The following is a 21,355-nucleotide window of genomic DNA, read 5'->3' as shown; positions in this document are numbered from 1 at the left end:
CTACCCGGGCGGCTCGTAACATGTGTTCGGTGGAGGCGCACCAGCAATCGGACCCGCTCGTCGGCACCGTGCTGGATCGGCGGTATGAGGTTCAGACTCCGATCGCCACCGGGGGGATGTCGACGGTCTATCGCGGGCTCGACACGCGGCTCGACCGTCCGGTCGCCATCAAGGTCATGGATTCGCGGTACGCCGGTGACGCGCATTTCCTGGCAAGGTTCCAGCGCGAGGCGCGGGCGGTGGCCCGGCTCAGCCATCCCGGGCTGGTCGCGGTGTACGACCAGGGTGGCGGAGGCACTGCCCACCAGCCGCCGTTTCTCGTGATGGAGCTCATCGAGGGCGGAACACTGCGCGAGTTGCTGACCGAGCGCGGCCCGATGCCTCCGCACGCGGTGGCCGCCGTATTGACCCCGGTGCTGGGCGGGCTCGCCGTCGCGCACCGAGCGGGCCTGGTACACCGCGACATCAAGCCGGAGAACGTGCTGATCTCCGATGGCGGGGACGTCAAGATCGCCGATTTCGGGCTTGTGCGCGCGGTTGCCGAAGCCAAGATCACTTCCACCAGCGTGATTCTCGGTACGGCGGCATACCTGTCGCCCGAGCAGGTCAGTACCGGTGACGCCGACCCACGCAGTGACGTCTACGCGGTGGGCATCCTGACCTACGAACTGCTCACGGGCGTCACGCCGTTCACCGGCGACTCCGCACTCTCCGTGGCTTATCAGCGGATGGACCACGACGTGCGGCCGCCCAGCAGCGTAATCGCCGGTGTGCCACCGGAGTTCGATGCGCTGGTGCGCCGGGCAACCGCACGCGACCCCGCCGACCGCTACGCCGACGCCGACGAGATGAGCGACGACCTGCACGACATCGTCGCCGAACTCGGGCTTCCCGCCTTCCGTGTCCCGGCACCGCGTGACTCTGCGCAGCACCTGGCGGCGACGAGGGTCCACAGCCGTCAGGCCCCACCCCCCGAGATGACGTCACCGCCCGCGCCGCAACCGGCGCATCCGCCGGTGCCGCCCCGGCAACCCACACGTGAACTGACCCGCGATCAGGACTGGGCGCCGGTCCCTGCCGACTCCGGCGAATACACCGAATACCCTGCTGCCGCAACGCGATTCGCCGGTATCGAGATGAGCGAGTTCTACTGGGCGCAGCAGCGCGCCAAGCGTGCCCTGGCGTTCTGGGTGATCGCGGTGCTGACGTTCACCGGGCTTGTGGCCGCGGCGGCATGGACGCTGGGCAGCAACATCGCTGCGCTCATCTGACCGCCGCAGCCGAATGCCTCAGTCGCGCAACATCTCCGCGACGAGGAACGCCAGCTCGAGGCTCTGCTGGGTGTTCAGCCTCGGATCGCACGCCGTCTCGTAGCGGCCCGCCAGATCCGAATCCGAAATGTCCTGGGCGCCACCGAGACACTCGGTGACGTTCTCACCGGTGATCTCGACGTGGATACCGCCCGGATGAGTGCCGAGGGCGTGGTGCACCTCGAAGAAGCCCTGCACCTCGTCGACGATGCGGTCGAAATGCCGGGTCTTGTAGCCGGTCGACGATTCGTGGGTGTTGCCGTGCATCGGGTCGCACTGCCACACCACCTGATGGCCGGTGGCTTGCACCTTCTCGATGATGGGAGGCAGCAGATCGCGCACCTTGTTGTTGCCCATCCGGGTCACGAGAGTCAGTCGGCCGGGTTCGTTGTGCGGGTCGAGCCGCTCGACGTACTCGACGGCGAGCTCCGGCGACGTCGTCGGCCCCAGCTTCACCCCGATCGGGTTGGCGATCACCTCGGCAAATGCGATGTGCGCGCCGTCGAGCTGACGGGTGCGCTCACCGATCCACAGGTAATGCGCCGACTGGTTGTACAGCCGGGGCGTGCCGTCCAGTTCGTCGGAGAGCCGCAGCATCGCGCGCTCGTAATCCAGCACGAGGGCCTCGTGGCTGGCGAAGATCTCAGCGGTCTGCAGGTTGCGGTCGGCCACCCCGCAGGCCGACATGAACCGCAATCCCCGGTCGATCTCACCGGCGAGCGCCTCGTACCGGGCCCCGGCCGGCGACGTCCGGACGAATTCCCGGTTCCAGTCGTGCACCAGATGCAACGAGGCCAGGCCCGACGAGGTCAACGCGCGGACCATGTTCATCGCGGCACTGGCGTTGGCGTAGGCACGCACCAGCCGCGACGGGTCATGGGCGCGGACTGCGGCGTCGGGGGCGAACCCGTTGACCATGTCGCCGCGGTAGGACTCCAACCCCAGCGAGTCGATGTCGGTCGAGCGCGGCTTGGCGTACTGACCGGCGATCCGGGCGACCTTCACCACCGGCATGCTCGCGCCGTACGTCAGCACGACGGCCATCTGCAACAACGTGCGGATGTTGGCCCTGATGTGCGGCTCGGTGTTGTCGACGAACGTCTCGGCGCAGTCGCCGCCCTGCAGTAGGAACGCCTTGCCGAGCGCGACCTCGGCGAGCTGACCCTTGAGCTTCTCGATCTCCGACGGCACGGTGACCGGCGGGACGCTCTCCAGAACCGTCCGCATGGCCTTGGCGGCCTCGGCGTCCCAATTGGGCTGCTGTGCGGCCGGCCGGGCCAGGGCGGCGTCCAGACGCTGCCGCAACTCGTCGGTCAACGGGGGCAACGGCGGCAGCTGCTCGATGGGAATGTCGACGGTCCAGTTCACCCGTTCATGGTAGCCGCCGGTCAACACCTGTTTCTGCGGCCCGAGCGGAGTCGGCGTGCGGCGCCGACGGTGTTCCGCTGATCAACTGGAACCGCTCCAGGTTCTGCCGCGCGTCGACGAGCGCGTCGTGCGCATCGCGGGATCGCGGTGGCATCCCAGGGGAACCGCGGTCCTCCCAGAGTTGGCGCAGCTCGCGGGTGAACCGAGGGATGGCCTGCGGCAGCTCGGTCATCGGGCCCCACAGCTGACACAACACCACATGGTCGTAGGCACCCACCCAGGCCCACAGTTCGATCGGCTCGTCCCCGTCGATGCCGAAGAACTCCTCCAGCTCCTCGCGGATCTGGCGGCGGGAGCGCCACAGCTTCGACGACGGCGACGGCAGCTTGGGCAACACGTGTTTACGCACCCAGCGGCCCGCCCGGTCCGGATCGAATTCGGTTGATATCGCGTAGTATTCGCGGCCGTCTTCGGCCACCACGCCGATGGAGATCAGGTCGATAGTGCGACCGTCGTCGATGAACTCGGTGTCATAGAAGTAGCGCATCAGACCATCTGCCCCGGCGCAGGCGCGGCGTGGATCTCCCGGTCCAGCTGCTTGTCGACGGCAGCGTCGTCGGGGAACTTCGGCGTCCCGGCGATCGCGTCCTGCACCCACAACTTGGCCTGCACCACGGGACGACGCAGCCAGCGCTCACGCTCCAAGGCGCGGCGCATCTTGCGGGGCCGGGTGGTGTAACGCCAGCGCGCCCACGGCGCATGCGGCCGCGACAGCCTGATCGCACCGACGAACAACAACGGGGTGATGAACATTCCCACCAATCCGGTCCACACCTTGCCTTTGAGCAACACCACGACCGCGAGCAGCAGGGTCGTCACGGCGACCACCACCACGACCGTCCGGGCGAAGACGGTCTGATCCTCACGCCAGATATTGATATCGAAAAACGACAGCGGATTGAAACCCAGGATCAGCAACCCCGCCACGGCCACCGCGGCGAACACCGCATCCACCGAGGTCCGGCCGTCCTCCTCCCAGTACACATCGGACAGGTGAAGGACCAGCGCGAACTCGTCGAGCACCAACGCCGCACCGATGCCGAAGAACGTCGAGGCCACGGCGAACTCCGGAACCCCGCCGCTGACCGACAGCGTCACCATCGTGATGCCCGAGACCATCACCAGGATGATTCCGATCACCATGTGGTGGATATGTAGCGTGCCGTGACCGATATTGCGGGGCTGCCACCACTTGGGTGGCTTGTCGCTGTTGGCGTGCCGACGGATGTAACGCACCACGGTCCGGGTCACGAAGAACGTGAGGATGAACGCCACCAGGCAACACAGCAAGGGCAGGCGATCGCGGGTCACGAGGTAGAGGTGGGCGGTCACGTGCACGCTGAGAAAACTTACGCCGAGCAGAGCGCGCCGGGGCCGTGGATTCACCTGTGCCAGGTGGCCACCGATAGTCTGTTGAGGACATGAGTACGCGGAAGGCGCCCGGCTGGGCTGGTTGGGCACCGACCATCGCATGGCGAATTTTCCAGCTGCTGACTGTGGCGGCGCTGGCCTGGGCGGGATACAAACTGCTCGGACACACGCCGTACCGCATCGACATCGACGTCTACCGGATGGGTGGACGGGCCTGGCTGGACGGTAAGCCGCTGTACTCCGACGGCGCCATCTTCCACACCCAGGGCGGGCTGGACCTGCCGTTCACCTATCCCCCGCTGGCCGCCATCTCGTTTGCTCCGTTCGCCTGGCTCTCGCTGCCTGCCGCCAGCGCCGCGATCACGCTGACCACGCTGCTATTGCTGATCGCCTCGACCGTCATGGTGCTGACCCGGCTCGACGTCTGGCCGCAGACGACGGTCACCTCCGAACCGGCCTGGCTGCGGCGCTGCTGGTTGGCGGCCGCGGTGGTCGCCCCTGCGGTGGTCTACCTCGAGCCGATCCGCTCCAACTTCGAGTTCGGCCAGATCAACGTCGTGCTGATGACCCTGGTGATCGCCGACTGCGTGCCGAGGCGCACGCCCTGGCCACGCGGCATCCTGCTGGGCCTGGCCATCGCGGTGAAGCTCACCCCAGCCGTGTTCCTGTTGTACTTCCTGTTGCGGCGCGACGTCCGGACCCTGCTGTGGACCGCGGGCTCGACCGTCGTCGCGACACTCGCCGGATTCGCACTGGCTGCCCGGGATTCGGTGGAGTACTGGACCGAAACGGTCCGCAACACCGACCGGATCGGCACCGCGACGCTCAACACCAACCAGAACATCGCGGGTGTGCTGGCGCGCCTGGGCCTCAGCGAGGGGCCCCGGTTCGTGCTGTGGGTGCTGGCTTGCCTGGCGGTGTTGGCGTTCACCGGGTGGGCTGCGCACCGCGCGCTGCGCGTCGCATCGGTAGATCCGGACGCATCCGACACGTCGTCGATGCTGGCGTTGATCTGCGTGGCGATGTTCGGGCTCGTCGTCTCCCCGGTGTCGTGGTCGCACCACTGGGTGTGGACGCTGCCGACGCTGCTGGTGACGGGGGTCACCGCGTATCGCCGGCGCAACGCCGCGCTGACCGCGGTGACGGTGGCCGGAATCGCGCTGATGATCTGGACGCCGATCACCCTGATGTCACCGCACCACGAGACCGCCGCATCGCTGTGGCGGCAACTGGTCGGCTGCTCCTACGTGTGGTGGGCGCTGGCCGTGATCGTGGTGACCGGGATGACGTCGACGACGCACGCCGGCGACCGAACCAGCCACGCAGCGGTCGCGTCGTACCGATAAACGTCGCGTCGATGAAACCGGCTCAGCCGGCGGCTGCCTGCGGAAGGCGCGCCGCGGGATTCCCGGGCGCAGCGCCGGCCGGGTTGCCCTTCACCTCCGCGGCGTAGAGGTCGACGTACTCCTGGCCGGAGAGGCCCATCAGCTCGTACATCACCTCGTCGATCACCGCCCGCTCGATGAAGCGGTTGCCGGCCAGGCCGTCGAAACGGCTGAAGTCCATCGGCTTGCCGAACCGCACCTCGACGCGGCCGAACTTCCACATCTTGCTTCCGGGCGGGTTCACCACATTGGTTCCGACCATCGCGACCGGAATCACCGGAACGCCGGTCTGCAGCGCCAGCCGGGCCAGGCCCGTCTTGCCCTTGTAGAGCCGTCCGTCCGGGGAACGGGTGCCCTCGGGGTACATGCCGAGCAGCTTGCCCTCGCTGAGGATGCGCTCGGCGGTGGTCAAGGCGCTCTGCGCCGAATCCGCATCGGTGCGGTCGATCGGTACCTGTCCGGCCACCGTGTAGAACCACCGGGTGAACCAGCCCTTGATCCCGGTGCCGGTGAAGTATTCGGCCTTGGCCAGGAAGGTGATCCGGCGGCTCACCACCAGCGGGAGATAGAAACTGTCTGCCACCGCCAAGTGATTACTGGCAAGAATCACCGCACCGGACGCCGGAACATGCTCAAGCCCAGTGACTTTCGGTCGACCGAGCAAGGACAGCAAGGGTCCCATGAAGATGAACTTGAAAAGCCAGTACCACATGGACCCTCCCCATCGGAATGCTCTGGGACAACTGTACTCAGGGGTTGTGGCGGCTACCACCGGACCGCCCGTCTGCGAGACCGGTCTCACTCCTCCACGGTGACGGGAATGTGCTGGTAGCGGCCGGGCCCTGGGGGTGGTGAATCGTCAGGCGAGGGAGAATCAGGTCCTCCGTCAGGTCCGGGAGATTGCGGGGCGTGCGCATCGTTGTCGATCACCGCGCGGATCACCGTCAGCAGCGCGACGCTGTGCTCGGCGATCACGCCGAGCAGGGGATGCTGCTCACCGTTGATGAGCGCCGCCAGGGCGCACACCGGGCACCACACCTGCTGGCATTTGCCGGGAGCCCCGGCCGCGCTAGCCGCCAAACCGGCCGCCGCGAGTCGCACCGCAGGGTCGAGCCGGTCGAGGATGGCCTGTGCCAACTCTCGTAGTTCCGGGCCCAGGTCGGGATGAGACCCACTCATGCCGGCCATACCTCCGGATCCGGTCGAAAACGCACCGTCAGCTCACTGCCTCGTAACTGGGCGCCCGTCACGATGCATCGCCGCAGCACGGACGCCAACCGAACCCGGCGTCGCACACCTGAAACACCGATGATCAAGTCGTCGCCGACCCGGCCAAGCGTCAGCGCGGATGAGTCGACCTGCGGCAACTCTAGCCGTAACCGGTAGACCGCCTCGAGCCCAGACCCCGATTCCCGGTCCACGACGGGACGAAGCGGCCCCGGCGGTGGCGTGCCGTCGCGGCGCCGGGCGCACTCCAGCAGCTCCCCCAGCGCCTTGGGGCCGATCGGTTCCCCGGCCAGGTGCGGCACCATCACCAGCTCCACATCGCCGATGGATGCGGCGAGCTGGTCCAGCACGGCTCGCTGCTCGGCGATCCGTTCGGAGTACCAGTCGAACGCCGGATGCGCGGGAAGGTTCGTGTACTCGAACGAATCATCCTGCACCAAAACCTGATTGACGATCAGTTCGGCCACACCCACGCCCATCAAGGCCAGTGACCCCAGCGTGCGCAGCGCCTCGGCAGCCACCACCCGCTCGGCCGTGAGCACCAGATGGGCGCTCACCTGCTCACTGTCGGTGATCAGGCAACTGAGCCGCGAGATCCCTGCATCGATGCGCTCGAGCAACGTCACGATGGCCGCGTTCTCGGCGCCGCCCGACAACCGGCGATGCCGAGGCCAGGCGCGCTCCAGGTACAGCCCGAACGTGGCAGGCAGTGTCAGCATCCGCAAGGCATCGGCGGTCGAGGCGCAGTCCACCACGACGTGGTCCCACCGACCCGATGCGGCGAGCTCACCCACCTCGTGCAGGCCGAGCACTTCCTGAATCCCCGGTAACGCCGAAAGTTCTTCGGGCGCAACGTTTCCCAGATCCGATTCGGTGAACCGCTCCGACAGCGGCGGCACCACCTCGACCCAGCGGGCCTCCAGCAGAGCCAGGGTGTCCAGCGCAAGGGCATCGAGAAAACCGCCGCCGGCATCGGCGTCGTCGGCCAGGACCCTGGTGGGCGTCCGCTGCCCGGTCGGGGTCAGCACAGTGCCGAGGACATCGCCCGTCGAGTGCGCCTGGTCGGTGGACACGATGAGCACCCGCAGCCCGGCCCGGGCGTCACGTACCGCGGTCGCGGTTGCCAGCGTCGACTTGCCCACCCCGCCCTTGCCGACGAACAGGCTGATCCGCGCCCCATCACCGCTCAGGTCAGTGCACCTCGACTCGCTTCTTGAGGTCTTTGAGCGCGGTATCGGTGAGCCGCCGTTCGGCCTTGCGCTTGAGCAGCCCGATCATCGGGATCATCAGATCGACCGAAAGTTCATAGGTGACGTCCGTGCCGGATCCCTTGGGCGCCAGGCGATATGTCCCCTCCAACGCACGCAGCAACGAACTCGACTCCAACGTCCAGCTCACCGACTTCCGGTCGGCAGGCCACACATAGGACAACACCATGGTGTCCTTGAGCACCGCCGCGTCGAGTACCAGCCGGGCCTTCTTCGGCAGGCCGTTCTCGTCGACGTCCAGTACCTCGGTCTCCTTGTACTCGGCCACCCACTCCGGATAGGAGTCGATGTCGGCGATGACGTCCATCACCGTCGACGGGTCGGCCTCGATATAGATGGTCTGCGCCGTCTTGTCGGCCACTGCACGCCCTTCTCCCCACCACGCGGAGTTGCCACCGCCTTCGCGGAGAAATCTACTCTCCCGCATCACGTGCGGGGCGTTGTCAGGCCAGGCGGGAAACCCCGACAGGCCGCGACGCCTCAAGCCGCTGCTTGATCTCGAACGACATCACCTTGCCCGCCACCCGGCGCTGGTGATTCAGCTTGGCCAGATCCATCTTGGCCAGTTCCCACGCCGCGGCACCTGCGGGTTCGGCGTGTAGGAAGTAATGCAGGATCACCCCGTCGAGCACCTCTTCGAGCCAGACCTCCATGGTGCCGGTGAGGGCACCGGCAACGGTCCAGCGCTGGCCCTTCTCGGCCCGGTCCTCGATGACCGTCAGCCGCAGGTCCGGCCACCAGCGCCGCCAGTTGGCGGAATCGGCAACGGCACGCCCGACGTCGGCGGGATCTGCGCAGACGAAGGTCTCATCCGCGATCTGGACGCTGTTCATGAGCACCTAGCTTCACATATGCGCTGCGGAGTGAGCGACCGGGCCGACTAGGCTTGTCGCGCGGAAGTTCTGCCACCGGCGACTAAGGGGCCCAAGATCGTGCGTGAGTACAGCGTTCCGGCAACGTTTCAGATCGGCGAACACGACACGGTCGTCGACGCGGTATACGCCCATGAGCGCGAGGATCCCGACTACGTCATCTTCCAGCGGCTGGTCAACGGGTCCTGGACCGACGTCACCTGCGCCGAGGTCGCCGCACAGATCCGCCGCACCGCTTTGGGTTTGATCGCCGAAGGCGTGCAGCCCGGTGACCGGGTCGCGATCCTGTCGGCCACCCGTTACGAATGGCCGATCGTCGATTTCGCCATCTTGTCGATCGGAGCAGTCACGGTGCCGATCTACGAGACCTCGGCGCCCGAGCAGATCCGCCACGTGCTGGACAATTCGTCGGCCGTGCTGGTGATCGCCGAGACCGATGGCCATGCCGAACGGGTCGAGCAGCTGCGTGATCAGCTGCCCACCGTGCGCAAGGTGCTGCGTATCGACGGGGCCGGTCCGACCGCGCTCGACGCGCTGGCCGAGGCGGGCGCCTCCGTCGACCCCGCCGAGGTGCAGACCCGGCTGGCCGCGGTCAAGTCGTCCGATCCGGCGACCCTGATCTACACGTCGGGCACCACGGGTCTGCCCAAGGGCTGCCAGCTCACCCACGCCAATTTCCTTTCCGAGATCCACGGCGCCAAGGCTGCTTTCCCGGACCTCTTGACCAAGGGGCAGCGGATGCTGGTGTTCCTGCCGCTGGCGCACGTGCTGTCGCGGGCGATCACCGTGGCCGCCTTCACCAACAAGGTGGCCCTCGGCTTCACCAGTGACATCAAGGGCCTGGTCCCGATGTTCGGGGTGTTCAAGCCGACGCTGGTGGTGTCGGTGCCGCGGGTGTTCGAGAAGGTGTACAACACCGCCGAGCAGAATGCCCGCAACGACGGCAAGGGCTGGATCTTCGATCAGGCCGCCGCCGCGGCGATCGAGTACAGCCAGGCGCTGGACTCCGGTGGTGCCGCGGACGCGAGGAGCACAAAAGGCCCAAGCGTGGTGCTCAAGCTCAAGCACGCGCTGTTCGACAAGCTGGTGTACGGCAAGCTGCGCGCGGCGCTCGGCGGGGACTGCCGCGCGTCGATCTCCGGCGGCGCACCGCTGGGCGCACGGCTCGGGCACTTCTACCGCGGCGTCGGCCTGACCATCTACGAGGGCTACGGGCTGACCGAGACCAGCGCGGCCATCACTGTCAACCAGGTCGGCGCGCTCAAGGTGGGCTCGGTCGGAAAGTTGTTGCCCGGCAACAGCATGCGGCTCGCAGATGACGGCGAGTTGCTGGTGAAGGGCGGCGTGGTGTTCAACGGCTACTGGCACAACGAGCAGGCCACCGCCGAGGCCATCGAGGACGGCTGGTTCCACACGGGCGACCTGGGCGCCATCGACGACGAGGGCTTCCTGACCATCGTGGGCCGTAAGAAGGAGATCATCGTGACCGCGGGCGGCAAGAACGTCGCCCCCGCCATCCTGGAAGATCGGCTGCGGGCGCACCCGCTGATCAGTCAGGCCATGTGCGTCGGCGACCAACAGCCCTTCATCGCCGCGCTGATCACCATCGACCCGGAGGCGTTCGAGGGCTGGAAGCAGCGCAACGGCAAGGACGCCGCCGCCACCGTGGCCGACCTGACCAACGATCCGGATCTGGTTTCCGAGATCGACCTGGCGGTCAAGGAGGCCGACGAGGCAGTGTCCAAGGCCGAGGCGATCCGCAAGTTCCGCATCCTGCCGGTGGACTTCACGGAGGAGACCGGCGAGCTGACGCCGACGCTGAAGGTCAAGCGCAAGGTCGTCGCGGAGAAGTTCGCCGACGACATCGCGGCGCTCTACAGCTGAGCGCCGCGGGCGGTCATCGGCTCAGCCGGACAACAACTCGGCGAGGCGGGCGCCCTTGGCCCGCCACTGCCAGTTGTCCACCGCCCAGTGCCTGCCCGCGACGCCCATGGCGGCGGCCCGGCCGGGATCGCCCAGCAGGTCGCTGACGGCGGTCGCGATCGCGGTGACGTCGGTGCCGTCGACGACGGTGCCCGTTTCGCCGTCGAGCACGGTTTCCGGTGCCCCGCCGGAGGTTCCGGCGACCACCGGCACGCCACTGGCCGAGGCCTCCAGGTAGACGATGCCCAGACCTTCGACGTCCAACCCGGCGCCCCGCGTGCGGCACGGCATCGCGAACACGTCCGCCATGGCGTGGTGGGCCGGCAGTTCGTCACTCGGCACGCCGCCGGTGAACACGACGTGCTCGGCGACGTCACCCGCGTGCGCCAACTGCTTGAGCTTGTCCAGATACGGTCCGCCGCCGACGATGACCAGGATGGTGCCGGGCACCCGCCGTCGGATCGCCGGCAGCGCGCGAATGAGCATGTCCTGCCCCTTGCGCGGGACCAGCCGCGACAGGCACACCACCACGGGGCTGCCGCCCAGGCCGTAGCGCTTGCGCAGCTCGGCGCGGGCTGCCGGATCGGGCTGGAACCGGTCGGTGTCGACCCCGGGCGGCAGGTGTTCGAGAGCGGCGCGGGGCCCGAAGCCCGAGGCGAACCGTCCCCGGGTGTAATGGCTGACGAATGTTACGACGTCGGCGTCGTCGCCGATGCGGCGCAGCGCGCTACGGGCGACCGGCAGCATCGACCAGCCCACCTCGTGCCCGTGAGTGCTGGCGACCACCCGGCTCGCACCGGCCCGGCGTGCCAACGGCCCCAGCAGGGCCAGCGGCGCGGCGGCACCGAACCAGACCGTGTCGATGCCGTGCTCGCCGATGAGCCGGCACATCCGCGTCGCGACCGTCGGCTCCGGGATCATCAGCGTGGTCGGGTGCCGCACCACCTGGTAGGCGGACGCGGCGGCCTCGTCATAGGCCTCGGCGCCTTTCCACTTCGGCGCGTAGACCGTCAACCGGTGTTCACCCGAGCTCGTCAACTGCCCGACGAACGCCTCGAGATATGACTGGATGCCCCCACGACGCGGCGGAAAATCGTTGGTGACCAACAGAACTCGCGTCATTGTGCCCTCACCTTACACATCGGCAGTCAGGCCGCGCACTCGAGTAGCACCATCAGGCCGCGCACGGGAGGAGCACAGTCAGGCTGCGCACGCGAGGAGCACATTCAGGCGGGGCGGCTGAGCCACTGCCGCCACCCGGCGAGTACTTGATCAAGATCGGTCCCCAGCACATCGCGCACCGCGGTGCCCACGTCGGGATGACCGAATCCGCAGGCACGCAGGTACAGCTCACGCAGCGCGCGCGGGCCGTATCGGTCGGCGACGTAGCGACTGAACCACCAAGCCCGGTCATAGGCGAGCGATCTCGCGGCGCCCATCGAGTCCAGGTCGGCATCGGTGGGCACCTGAGCCAGCTCGGCGGCGCGCGTCGGGCCCGGGAGCGGTTCGGCCGGGCGCCCGACGTAGTCGGCGACGCCTTCGGTGAGCCAGCGGGGCGCGTCCGGCGCGGTACGTGCCCTCGCCGCGTAGTGGAAAAGCTCGTGGCGCAGCACGATTCGCAGGGCGGCCCGACTCATGTCGGCTGCTCCCGGGGCAAACATGATGCGCTGCGCAGTGGTGGTCGCGGCGATGTCTTCTGCACCACCGGCCAGCACCTGGAATTGGTCGTCTGATCCGGCGACGACCAGGTTGATCTCGTGGGGCCAGTCGGGGCCCCAGAAGCCGGTGACGACCGTCGCGGCCGTGCCCAGCTCGGTGTCGAGGCGGCCCAGCAGAGCGGCGGTGCGTTCACCCCCCAAGCCGAGCAACTGCGCCGTGCGGCCGTCGGGCAGGACCACCGAGGTCACGGGGTCCGGGGCGGCAGCGGCGGGAACCACGCCGACCGTGGGCGGCGCCGACGGGGGTGCCGGAGCCTGCGCGGGCGCAGCGGCGGGCCACAGAACTGCGGCCGCCATGATCAGCTCAGCCAGTAAAGCGGTGCCCAGAACCGGCCGAGTGAAGGACGGGTCAGTACCGGCGGATGTCGTAGATCGGCGCATTGTTGACCGGAGCGACCCGAACGGGGACGCCATAGGTCGACGCGTGCACCATCATTCCGTCGCCGATGTAGATGCCGACATGCGAGGCATCGGAGTAGTACGTCACCAGGTCGCCTGGCTGGATCTGGTCCATCGAGACCGGCTGTCCGCCCGCGGCCAAGGCCTGGCTGGAGTGCGGCAGCGAAATACCGGCCTGCTGGAACGACCACATCACCAGACCCGAGCAATCGAACGAGCCCGGACCGGCCGCACCCCAGGAGTACGGCGAGCCGATGCGGCTCAGCGCGGCCTGGATGACCGTTGCCGAATGCCCGCTACCGCCGGGCGTCGCAGCTTCCGGCGGTGCGACGTCGCCGGGCGGGATGCCGTCGGGCGCAGAGGCCTGGATGCTGGGATCCTGTGCCGGTGGCAACGCCTCCGGAGCAGGTGGCGGCGGGGCCACCGGCGCGGGCGGCGTGGCCGCGAGCGCTTCGCGCTGGGCCGGGGTGAGGGCCTGGTACTGCGACTTGACGATGGCGATCTGCACCTGCAGCTGGCTTTGCTTGGATTGCAGATCCGCGCGCACTGCGGCGGCCTGTTCGGCCGCGGTCTTCGCATCGGCAGCCGACTTGGCCGACTCCGCCTCGGCGTCAGCGGCCTTCTTGCCGATCTCGCGGTAGTTCTGCATCTGCCCGGCCATCTCGGCGGCCATCACGCGCTGGACGGCGAGTTGATCGATCAGCTGCTGCGGCGAGTCGGCGGTCAGCATCGCATCGAAGCCCGACGTCCGACCACCCATGTACTGTGCTGCCGCTACCTTGTCGACAGCGGTCTGAAAGGTTGCCAGTTGAGCCTTGGCCGTATCGACGGCCGCGACGTCATCGGCATGCTTCTTGTCCGCAACCTCTTGTGCCGCAAGCTTTTTGTTCAGGTCGATTTGTGCCGAGTGCATTGCCTCGGTAGTCTGCTCGGCCTGCCTAGATAACTCGTTGAGCTTTGCCAGAGCGTCCTGCGCAGGGTCTGCCTGCGCAGCGCCGGCAAGAAGTCCGGCCATTACGGTCAAGCCCGCGATTGCACCTGCAATGGGTCGCTTGACACGACTTGTGGGCCCGTGCGCGCGGTCGTGCCTCAAGTTTTCGTCCTCACAACTGGCGTTAGCGAGCCGCCTCGAACTGCTCTTAGGTCTCAGATAGGTTACGAAACGGCATCGGTCTTGTCCAACAGGAGATGGAAATCTCCGACGGGAGATGCAAATCTAACAGCCTCAGAGGAATATTTTCCTGTGCAACCGGCAATGCGTGTCGTCAGGCGACCCCGGGTGTGCCGTTGCGGTGAATCGGCACGAGCCTCAGTCGCGGCGCCAATCCCGCATCTGCCAGCACTTCCAGTGCCCGACGCTCGTCGTCCAGCAACGTCTCCGGCACGCCGAGCAATACGCTGACAACGCAGTCCTGACAGCCGGGACCGCGGACCGCGCAGTCGTCGCAGTCGATGGTCACGCTGCCGACGTCAGGCGCGGGCCTGCCGGGCTGGTGCGCAGATGTCATCTTGACCGTCCTCTCGATCGGTGTTAGGCGCACGGTAACGACGGGCACCGACAAGTAGCGGAGCGGATTGGAGCGAGGACCCCGACAAGTAGCGACAAGTAGCGCAGCGCCCGGGCGCGGCAGCGTGGCGTTGTCGGTGCTTGTGCCTAGCGTCTTGTGCCATGGGCCAGCGCCGCGTTGCCGACACCGGGCAGCTGCCGTTGGACTTCGAGAACGAGTTGGAGGCGGTCAGCCTCGCCGACACCACGTTCGTGGTGGTCGACCTGGAGACCACGGGCGGGCGGGCCACCGCGACACAGCCGGGCGGCGGCTACGACGCCATCACCGAGATCGGCGCGGTCAAGGTGCGCGGCGGCGAGGTGCTCGGTGAGCTGGCCACGCTGATCGACCCCGGCCGGGCCATACCTCCGCAGATCGTCCAATTGACCGGCATCACAACAGCCATGGTTCGCGACGCACCGCGAATCGACAGCGTCCTGCCCGCCTTCCTGGAATTCTCCCGCGGCGCGGTGCTGGTGGCTCACAACGCCGGCTTCGACATCGGCTTTCTGCGCGCGGCAGCGCAACGCGCCCAGTTGCCGTGGCCACGCCCGCCCGTGCTGTGCACGGTGAAGCTGGCCCGCCGGGTCCTCACGCGCGACGAAACGCCCAGCGTTCGGCTCGGGGCGCTGGCCCAGCTGTTCGGCGCATCCACGACGCCGACGCACCGGGCGCTGGACGATGCCCGAGCCACCGTCGACGTGCTGCACGGCCTGATCGAGCGGGTCGGCAATCAGGGCATCCACACCTACGCCGATCTGCGGTCGTACCTGCCCAACACGACGCCCGCGCAGCGCCGCAACCGGGCATTGGCCGACCGGCTGCCGAACCGGCCCGGGGTGTACCTGTTCCGCGGGCCGTCCGACGAGGTCCTCTACGTCGGCACGGCTGTCGACCTGCGCCGTCGGGTCCGCCAGTACTTCACCGGCGCCGACCCCCGGGCCAGGATGAAGGAGATGACGTCGTTGGCCCGCGCGGTCGACCACGTCGAATGCGCACACGAGCTGGAGGCCGGGGTACGCGAACTGCGGCTGCTGGCCGCCCACGCGCCGCCCTACAACCGGCGGTCCAAGTTTCCGCAGCGCTGGTGGTGGCTGGCGCTCACCGATGAGGCGTTCCCGCGCTTCACGGTCGTGCGAAAGCCGGGGCAGCGCACCGCCATCGGACCGTTCTCCGCCCGTGCCGATGCCGTGCTGACCGGTGATCTGCTCGCCCGGTTCACCGGGATCCGCACGTGCACCGCCCGTTTCGGCGCCGCGGCGGTGCACCGGTGCCCGGAACGTGAGCTGTCGCCGTGTCCGGCACCCCAGGGCGCCGACGCCGCCGCGTATGCCGCCGCTCCCGAGCGCGCCACCGCGCTGATCGACGGAACCGCAAGCGCGCCACTGGCGGCCGTGCTGGCTCATATCGACGAGCTCGCCGCGGCCGACCGTTACGAGACCGCGGCCCGCGTGCGTGACCACGCCGCAGTGGCCATCGAGACGCTGTGGCGGGGGCAGCGGCTGCGGGCCCTGGTCGCCGTGCCGGAGCTGATCGCAGCGCGCAGCGACGGCAACGGCGGCTGGCACCTGACTGTCATCCGGTCCGGGCAGCTCGCCGCCGCTGGTACTGCGGCACGCGGGGTGCCGCCCATGCCCGTCGTCGACGCGCTGTGCGCATCAGCGCAGGTGGTGTTGCCGGGCGACGGGCCGCTCGGCGGTGCACTCGTGGAGGAGACGGCCCTCATCGCGCGCTGGCTGGCGCAGCCCGGGGTGCGCATCGTTCGCGCCGATGTGGGTTATGCGACGCCGCGGGAAGCGGCAGGCCGCTACGCACAGTGGGCGGCTACCGCGCGCTCGGCGCGGCTGGCTGCCGAGCAACAGAGCCGCTCAGAGTTGCTGACCGAACCGCACCCATCGCGCGAGCAGTTGTTCGGCCGCACCGGAGTCGATGGCCTCGGTGGCCCGAGCCAAACCGGACTCCCACGCAGGAACCCACTTGGCGTCGCTGGCTAGTCCGGCGTGGGCCACCATCGCGCCCGCAGCGTTGAGCACCACCGCGTCGCGCACCGGGCCCTTGGCCCCGCCCAGGACGGCTCGCGCCTCGGCGGCGTTGGTGGCGGCGTCACCGCCGACCAGCTCGGTGATCTCCGCGCGCGCGAAGCCGAAGGCGGCGGGGTCGAACGTCAGGCGCTCCACGGTGCCGGCCTGCACGCGCCAGATGGTGCTGGTGGTCGTGGTGGTGAGCTCGTCGAGGCCGTCGTCGCCGTGGACCACGAGCACACTGGAGCCGCGGGCGGCGAAGACGCCCGCCATCACCTCGGCCAGGTCGGCCCACGCGCAACCGATCAGACCGGCCCGTGGCCGGGCCGGGTTGGTCAGCGGCCCAAGCAGATTGAAGACCGTCGGCACACCGATCTCGCGGCGCACCACGGACGCGTGCCGGTAGGACGGGTGGAACTGCGGCGCGAACGCGAAGCCGATGCCCACCTCATCGACGCTGCGGGCCAGGTCGTCGGCTCCCAGGTCGATCTTGACGCCGAGCGCTTCGAGCGTGTCCGCCCCGCCGGACAGCGACGATGCCGCACGGTTGCCGTGCTTGACGACCGGGACGCCGCACGCGGCCACCACGATGGCCGCCATCGTCGACAGGTTCACGGTGTTGGCCCCGTCGCCGCCGGTACCGACGATGTCGACGGTCGCGGTGCCGATCCGGTCGGTGGGTACGAGGCGGGCGTGAGACAGCATGTTGTCGGCCAACTCGCCGACTTCTGCCGAGGTCGGCCGCTTCATCTTCATGGCGACCGCGAAACCGGCGATCTGCGCGGGCGTCGCCGCGCCCGTCATGATCTGGTCCATCGCCCATGTCGCATGCCCGTTCGGCAGGCTCTGGCCTGTGGTCAGCCGCCCCAGAACGTGCGGCCACGTCGGCGCTCCGGCGGGGCGAGACGGGGACGAGGACGGTTGCGAAGATCCGGTGACCACTGCCGAATGCTATCGCCCGGCCTGATCGCACCCGTCGATCCGCCTGGATCGGCCCGCGCTGCGCGACACGAATCCGACCAATTGCTCGACCCGGGTGGAGTTCGACAACTACAAAGCGTCATACTTGCGGGGTGACGAGCGCTGTAGGCACCTCGGGAACCGCCATCACCTCGCGTGTTCATTCGCTGAACCGCCCGAATATGGTGAGTGTTGGCACCATAGTATGGCTTTCCAGTGAGTTGATGTTCTTTGCTGGGCTGTTTGCGATGTACTTCACGGCCCGCGCCCAGGCAGATGGTGTGTGGCCACCACCACCCACGCACCTGAACCTCGCTGAGGCAGTGCCGGTGACGCTGGTGCTGATCGCGTCGTCGTTCACCTGCCAGATGGGTGTGTTCGCCGCCGAACGCGGTGACGTGTTCGGCCTGCGCCGGTGGTACGTCCTGACGTTCTTCATGGGCGCGTTCTTCGTCGGTGGCCAGGCGTACGAGTACTTCATGCTCGTCCACGAGGGCACCACGATCCCCAGCAGCGCCTACGGCTCGGTGTTCTACCTGGCAACCGGTTTCCACGGCATGCACGTGATCGGCGGTCTGGTTGCGTTCATCTTCCTGCTCGCGCGCACCAAGATGAGTAAGTTCACTCCCGCGCAGGCCACCGCGGCGATCGTCGTCTCGTACTACTGGCACTTCGTCGACATCGTGTGGATCGCACTGTTCGCCACCATCTACTTCGTCCGCTAGTCGGACGGCCGATGAGTCCGATGAGAAGGAGTTCGATGACCAGCAAGTCGCGCCGTCGGCTGCGCCGGCGATTGTCAGCAGGCCTACTGCTGTTGATCGGCCTGGCAGTCGCGGGGGGTGTGGCGGCAACGCTGACGCCGACACCGCAGGTAGCGGTCGCTGATGAATCACAGTCGGCCCTGCTGCGCACCGGCAAGCAGCTGTTTGACACGTCCTGCGTGTCTTGCCATGGCGCCAACCTGCAGGGCGTTCCCGACCGTGGACCCAGCCTGATCGGCACCGGCGAGGCCGCCGTGTACTTCCAGGTGTCCACCGGCCGCATGCCCGCCATGCGCGGCGAGGCTCAGGCCCCGCGCAAGCCCGAGCACTTCGACGAGTCCCAGATCGACGCGCTGGGTGCCTACGTGCAGGCCAACGGCGGCGGCCCGACCGTCGTCCGGGACGCCAACGGCGGCGTCGCCCAGGAGTCGCTGATCGGTCCGAACGTGGCCCGCGGTGGCGACCTGTTCCGCCTCAACTGCGCGTCGTGCCACAACTTCACCGGCAAGGGCGGCGCACTGTCCTCCGGTAAGTACGCACCGGATCTCGGTGAGGCCAACCCGGCCCAGATCTACACCGCGATGCTGACCGGTCCGCAGAACATGCCCAAGTTCTCCGACCGCCAGCTCTCGCCCGAGGAGAAGCGCGACATCGTGGCCTACGTCCGTGAGTCGGCCGAGACCCCGAGCTACGGCGGGTACGGCCTCGGCGGCTTCGGCCCCGCGCCCGAAGGCATGGCGATGTGGATCATCGGAATCGTCGCGGCCATCGGCATCGCGATGTGGATCGGAGCACGCGCATGAGCGCCAATACCCCAGAAGGCACGCCGACCGACGCCGAACTGGCATCGATGACGCGTGAGGAACTCGTCGAACTCGGCGGCAAGATCGACGGCGTCGAGACCATCTTCAAGGAGCCGCGCTGGCCGGTTCCGGGTACCAAGGCCGAGAAGCGCTCTGAGCGTCTGGTCGCGTACTGGCTTCTGCTGGGCGGACTTTCGGGCCTGGCCCTGCTGCTGGTGTTCATCTTCTGGCCGTGGGAGTACAAGCCCTTCGGTTCCGAGGGCCAGTTCCTCTACTCGCTGGCCACCCCGCTCTACGGCCTGACCTTCGGTCTGTCGGTCCTGGCGATCGGCGTCGGCGCGGTGCTGTTCCAGAAGAAGTTCATCCCCGAGGAGATCTCGATCCAGGATCGCCACGACGGGCGGTCCACCGAGGTGGCCCGCAAGACCGTCGCGGCCAACCTGACCGACGCCCTTGAGGGCTCGACCATCAAGCGGCGCAAGCTCATCGGCCTGTCGATGGGCATCGGTCTCGGTGCGTTCGGTGCGGGCACCCTGGTCGCCTTCATCGGCGGTCTGATCAAGAACCCGTGGAAGCCGGTCGTTCCCACTGCCAATGGCAAGGAAGCCGTGCTGTGGACCTCCGGCTGGACGCCGCGGTTCCACGGCGAGACGATCTACCTCGCTCGCGCCACCGGTGTTCCCGGCTCGTCGCCGTTCGTCAAGATGCGGCCCGAGGACATCGACGCGGGCGGTATGGAAACCGTGTTCCCCTGGCGCGAATCGGACGGTGACGGCACCACGACCGAGTCCGAGCACAAGCTGACCGAGATCGCCATGGGCGTGCGCAATCCCGTCATGCTGATCCGCATCAAGCCGGCGGACATGCACCGCGTGGTCAAGCGCAAGGGTCAGGAGAGCTTCAACTTCGGTGAGCTGTTCGCCTTCACCAAGGTGTGCTCGCACCTGGGCTGCCCCTCGTCGCTGTACGAGCAGCAGACCTACCGCATCCTGTGCCCGTGCCACCAGTCGCAGTTCGACGCGTTGCACTTCGCCAAGCCCATCTTCGGTCCGGCTGCGCGCGCGTTGGCGCAGCTGCCCATCACCATTGACAAAGACGGTTACCTGGTTGCCAACGGCAACTTCATCGAGCCCGTCGGACCGGCATTCTGGGAGCGCAAATCATGAGCCCTGACCTTGCCAAGATGGCTGCCGCGCAAGGCGATGCGATCGACTCGCGGTATCACCCGTCAGCGGCGGTACGTCGTCAGCTGAACAAGGTGTTCCCCACCCACTGGTCCTTCCTGCTGGGTGAGATCGCGCTGTACAGCTTCATCGTGCTGCTGATCACCGGCGTGTGGCTGACCCTGTTCTTCGACCCGTCGATGGCCGAGGTCACCTACAACGGTGTGTACCAACCGCTTCGGGGCGTACAGATGTCACGCGCCTACGAGACGGCGCTGGACATCAGCTTCGAGATCCGCGGTGGCCTGTTCGTCCGCCAGATCCACCACTGGGCCGCCCTGATGTTCGCCGCATCGATCATGGTGCACATGGCCCGCATCTTCTTCACGGGTGCGTTCCGGCGTCCCCGCGAGGCGAACTGGGTCATCGGCTCACTGCTGTTGATCCTGGCCATGTTCGAGGGCTACTTCGGTTACTCGCTGCCCGACGACCTGCTCTCCGGCATCGGCCTGCGCGCCGCCCTGTCGTCGATCACCCTGGGTATGCCCGTGATCGGCACCTGGTTGCACTGGGCGCTGTTCGGCGGCGACTTCCCCGGCACCGTGCTGATCCCGCGCCTCTACGCCCTGCACATCCTGCTGATCCCCGGAATCATCCTGGCGTTGATCGGTGCCCACTTGGCGCTCGTGTGGTTCCAGAAGCACACGCAGTTCCCGGGACCCGGCCGCACCGAGACCAACGTTGTCGGCGTGCGCGTGATGCCGGTGTTCGCGGTCAAATCCGGGGCGTTCTTCGCGATGATCACCGGCGTGCTGGGCCTGATGGGCGGCCTGCTCACCATCAACCCGATCTGGAACCTGGGCCCCTACAAGCCCTCTCAGGTATCGGCCGGTTCCCAGCCGGACTTCTACATGATGTGGACCGAGGGCCTGGCCCGCATCTGGCCGGCCTGGGAGTTCTACCCGTTCGGCCACACCATCCCCGCGGTGGTCTGGGTCGCGGTGATCATGGGCGTCGTCTTCGGCCTGCTGATCGCCTACCCGTTCATCGAGAAGAAGGTGACGGGCGACGACGCGCATCACAACCTGCTGCAACGTCCCCGGGATGTGCCGGTGCGCACCGCCATCGGCTCCATGGCCATCGCGTTCTACATGGTGCTGACCCTGGCCGCGATGAACGACATCATCGCGCTCAAA

Annotated in this window: 20 protein-coding genes and 1 pseudogene; 8 read left to right on the top strand and 13 right to left on the bottom strand. The window is 67.7% G+C overall.

Annotated features, from left to right (window positions below; all coding sequences use genetic code 11):
* The first annotated feature begins 20 nt into the window (after positions 1-20).
* Positions 21-1,271, top strand: coding sequence for a protein kinase domain-containing protein (locus RMCB_RS21020; protein WP_062830367.1), 1,251 nt, complete (start codon positions 21-23; stop codon positions 1,269-1,271).
* Between the two features lie 18 nt (positions 1,272-1,289).
* Here RMCB_RS21020 and RMCB_RS21015 read toward each other — a convergent pair whose 3' ends face one another.
* Genes RMCB_RS21015 through RMCB_RS21005 form a run of 3 tightly spaced genes read right to left on the bottom strand, consistent with a single transcriptional unit; the run spans position 1,290 to position 4,076 of the window.
* A complete protein-coding gene (locus RMCB_RS21015; protein WP_029373756.1) occupies positions 1,290-2,678 on the bottom strand; it encodes a class II 3-deoxy-7-phosphoheptulonate synthase in 1,389 nt (462 codons plus the stop codon).
* Between the two features lie 4 nt (positions 2,679-2,682).
* Positions 2,683-3,225 carry a polyadenylate-specific 3'-exoribonuclease AS gene (locus RMCB_RS21010; protein WP_062830366.1) on the bottom strand — a complete coding sequence of 181 codons (543 nt, stop codon included), beginning with the start codon at positions 3,223-3,225 and terminating at the stop codon, positions 2,683-2,685.
* Positions 3,225-4,076, bottom strand: coding sequence for a hypothetical protein (locus tag RMCB_RS21005; RefSeq protein WP_062830365.1), 852 nt, complete (start codon positions 4,074-4,076; stop codon positions 3,225-3,227). Before RMCB_RS21005 ends, RMCB_RS21010 begins: the two co-directional genes overlap by 1 nt.
* A gap of 83 nt (positions 4,077-4,159) precedes the next feature.
* Between RMCB_RS21005 and RMCB_RS21000 the strand changes: the two genes are divergently transcribed.
* Complete coding sequence (locus RMCB_RS21000; protein ID WP_062830364.1) at positions 4,160-5,455, top strand: glycosyltransferase family 87 protein; 1,296 nt, start codon at positions 4,160-4,162, stop codon at positions 5,453-5,455.
* Between the two features lie 22 nt (positions 5,456-5,477).
* On the opposite strand, the gene RMCB_RS20995 is transcribed toward RMCB_RS21000, so the two are convergent.
* The 5 genes from RMCB_RS20995 to RMCB_RS20975 form a co-directional block, all read right to left on the bottom strand.
* Positions 5,478-6,206 carry a lysophospholipid acyltransferase family protein gene (locus RMCB_RS20995; RefSeq protein WP_062830363.1) on the bottom strand — a complete coding sequence of 243 codons (729 nt, stop codon included), beginning with the start codon at positions 6,204-6,206 and terminating at the stop codon, positions 5,478-5,480.
* A gap of 86 nt (positions 6,207-6,292) precedes the next feature.
* The gene (locus RMCB_RS20990; RefSeq protein WP_029373761.1) at positions 6,293-6,673 is read right to left on the bottom strand and encodes a hypothetical protein; all 381 of its coding nucleotides are present in this window, start codon (positions 6,671-6,673) and stop codon (positions 6,293-6,295) included.
* Positions 6,670-7,911, bottom strand: coding sequence for an ArsA family ATPase (locus tag RMCB_RS20985; protein WP_072278519.1), 1,242 nt, complete (start codon positions 7,909-7,911; stop codon positions 6,670-6,672). Before RMCB_RS20985 ends, RMCB_RS20990 begins: the two co-directional genes overlap by 4 nt.
* A gap of 1 nt (position 7,912) precedes the next feature.
* Positions 7,913-8,350 (bottom strand): SRPBCC family protein, encoded by a 438-nt coding sequence (locus RMCB_RS20980; protein ID WP_029373763.1) that lies wholly within the window; start codon positions 8,348-8,350, stop codon positions 7,913-7,915.
* Between the two features lie 82 nt (positions 8,351-8,432).
* Positions 8,433-8,822: a hypothetical protein gene (locus RMCB_RS20975; protein ID WP_029373764.1), complete on the bottom strand. Its 390-nt coding sequence runs from the start codon at positions 8,820-8,822 to the stop codon at positions 8,433-8,435.
* Between the two features lie 99 nt (positions 8,823-8,921).
* On the opposite strand from RMCB_RS20975, the gene RMCB_RS20970 reads away from it, so the two are divergent.
* Entirely contained in the window at positions 8,922-10,745 is a 1,824-nt protein-coding gene (locus RMCB_RS20970) for an AMP-dependent synthetase/ligase (protein WP_062830362.1), read from the top strand.
* Between the two features lie 21 nt (positions 10,746-10,766).
* Here RMCB_RS20970 and pimB read toward each other — a convergent pair whose 3' ends face one another.
* The 4 genes from pimB to RMCB_RS20950 form a co-directional block, all read right to left on the bottom strand.
* Positions 10,767-11,906: a GDP-mannose-dependent alpha-(1-6)-phosphatidylinositol monomannoside mannosyltransferase gene (pimB, locus tag RMCB_RS20965; protein ID WP_062830361.1), complete on the bottom strand. Its 1,140-nt coding sequence runs from the start codon at positions 11,904-11,906 to the stop codon at positions 10,767-10,769.
* Between the two features lie 104 nt (positions 11,907-12,010).
* Positions 12,011-12,883, bottom strand: a complete 873-nt coding sequence (locus RMCB_RS20960; RefSeq protein ID WP_062830360.1) for a peptidase — start codon at positions 12,881-12,883, stop codon at positions 12,011-12,013.
* Positions 12,852-13,994: a peptidoglycan hydrolase RipC gene (gene ripC / locus RMCB_RS20955; RefSeq protein WP_062830359.1), complete on the bottom strand. Its 1,143-nt coding sequence runs from the start codon at positions 13,992-13,994 to the stop codon at positions 12,852-12,854. Before ripC ends, RMCB_RS20960 begins: the two co-directional genes overlap by 32 nt.
* A 172-nt stretch (positions 13,995-14,166) precedes the next feature.
* Positions 14,167-14,409: a hypothetical protein gene (locus RMCB_RS20950; protein WP_029373769.1), complete on the bottom strand. Its 243-nt coding sequence runs from the start codon at positions 14,407-14,409 to the stop codon at positions 14,167-14,169.
* A gap of 161 nt (positions 14,410-14,570) precedes the next feature.
* Between RMCB_RS20950 and RMCB_RS20945 the strand changes: the two are divergent.
* A pseudogene (locus tag RMCB_RS20945) lies at positions 14,571-16,379 on the top strand (DEDD exonuclease domain-containing protein); the annotation flags it as partial.
* On the opposite strand, the gene trpD reads toward RMCB_RS20945, so the two are convergent.
* Positions 16,317-17,411, bottom strand: coding sequence for an anthranilate phosphoribosyltransferase (gene trpD / locus RMCB_RS20940; RefSeq protein WP_072278518.1), 1,095 nt, complete (start codon positions 17,409-17,411; stop codon positions 16,317-16,319). The pseudogene RMCB_RS20945 and the gene trpD overlap by 63 nt on opposite strands.
* A 131-nt stretch (positions 17,412-17,542) precedes the next feature.
* On the opposite strand from trpD, the gene ctaE reads away from it, so the two are divergent.
* From ctaE to qcrB, 4 genes are all read left to right on the top strand, one after another.
* Positions 17,543-18,154: an aa3-type cytochrome oxidase subunit III gene (gene ctaE / locus RMCB_RS20935; protein WP_062830356.1), complete on the top strand. Its 612-nt coding sequence runs from the start codon at positions 17,543-17,545 to the stop codon at positions 18,152-18,154.
* A gap of 35 nt (positions 18,155-18,189) precedes the next feature.
* A complete protein-coding gene (gene qcrC, locus RMCB_RS20930) occupies positions 18,190-18,996 on the top strand; it encodes a cytochrome bc1 complex diheme cytochrome c subunit (RefSeq protein ID WP_029373773.1) in 807 nt (268 codons plus the stop codon).
* Positions 18,993-20,162 carry a cytochrome bc1 complex Rieske iron-sulfur subunit gene (qcrA, locus tag RMCB_RS20925; protein WP_062830355.1) on the top strand — a complete coding sequence of 390 codons (1,170 nt, stop codon included), beginning with the start codon at positions 18,993-18,995 and terminating at the stop codon, positions 20,160-20,162. Before qcrC ends, qcrA begins: the two co-directional genes overlap by 4 nt.
* On the top strand, positions 20,159-21,355 hold a 1,197-nt coding region (gene qcrB / locus RMCB_RS20920), incomplete at its 3' end, for a cytochrome bc1 complex cytochrome b subunit (protein ID WP_062830354.1). The genes qcrA and qcrB, both read left to right, overlap by 4 nt.

It is taken from the genome of Mycolicibacterium brisbanense (assembly GCF_001570425.1).
Classification (GTDB): Bacteria; Actinomycetota; Actinomycetes; order Mycobacteriales; family Mycobacteriaceae; genus Mycobacterium; species Mycobacterium brisbanense.
Note: the sequence above shows the minus strand (reverse complement) of the source record. Positions and strands in the feature narration are given on the sequence as shown.

Excerpts from the sequence above, each read along its gene's own strand:
- RMCB_RS21020 (WP_062830367.1), top strand. The coding sequence starts at position 21 with ATGTGTTCGGTGGAGGCGCACCAGCAATCGGACCCGCTCGTCGGCACC.
- RMCB_RS21010 (WP_062830366.1), bottom strand. The coding sequence starts at position 3,225 with ATGCGCTACTTCTATGACACCGAGTTCATCGACGACGGTCGCACTATC.
- RMCB_RS21000 (WP_062830364.1), top strand. The coding sequence starts at position 4,160 with ATGAGTACGCGGAAGGCGCCCGGCTGGGCTGGTTGGGCACCGACCATC.
- RMCB_RS20995 (WP_062830363.1), bottom strand. The coding sequence starts at position 6,206 with ATGTGGTACTGGCTTTTCAAGTTCATCTTCATGGGACCCTTGCTGTCC.
- RMCB_RS20990 (WP_029373761.1), bottom strand. The coding sequence starts at position 6,673 with ATGAGTGGGTCTCATCCCGACCTGGGCCCGGAACTACGAGAGTTGGCA.
- RMCB_RS20975 (WP_029373764.1), bottom strand. The coding sequence starts at position 8,822 with ATGAACAGCGTCCAGATCGCGGATGAGACCTTCGTCTGCGCAGATCCC.
- pimB (WP_062830361.1), bottom strand. The coding sequence starts at position 11,906 with ATGACGCGAGTTCTGTTGGTCACCAACGATTTTCCGCCGCGTCGTGGG.
- RMCB_RS20960 (WP_062830360.1), bottom strand. The coding sequence starts at position 12,883 with ATGCGCCGATCTACGACATCCGCCGGTACTGACCCGTCCTTCACTCGG.
- RMCB_RS20950 (WP_029373769.1), bottom strand. The coding sequence starts at position 14,409 with ATGACATCTGCGCACCAGCCCGGCAGGCCCGCGCCTGACGTCGGCAGC.
- qcrC (WP_029373773.1), top strand. The coding sequence starts at position 18,190 with ATGACCAGCAAGTCGCGCCGTCGGCTGCGCCGGCGATTGTCAGCAGGC.
- qcrA (WP_062830355.1), top strand. The coding sequence starts at position 18,993 with ATGAGCGCCAATACCCCAGAAGGCACGCCGACCGACGCCGAACTGGCA.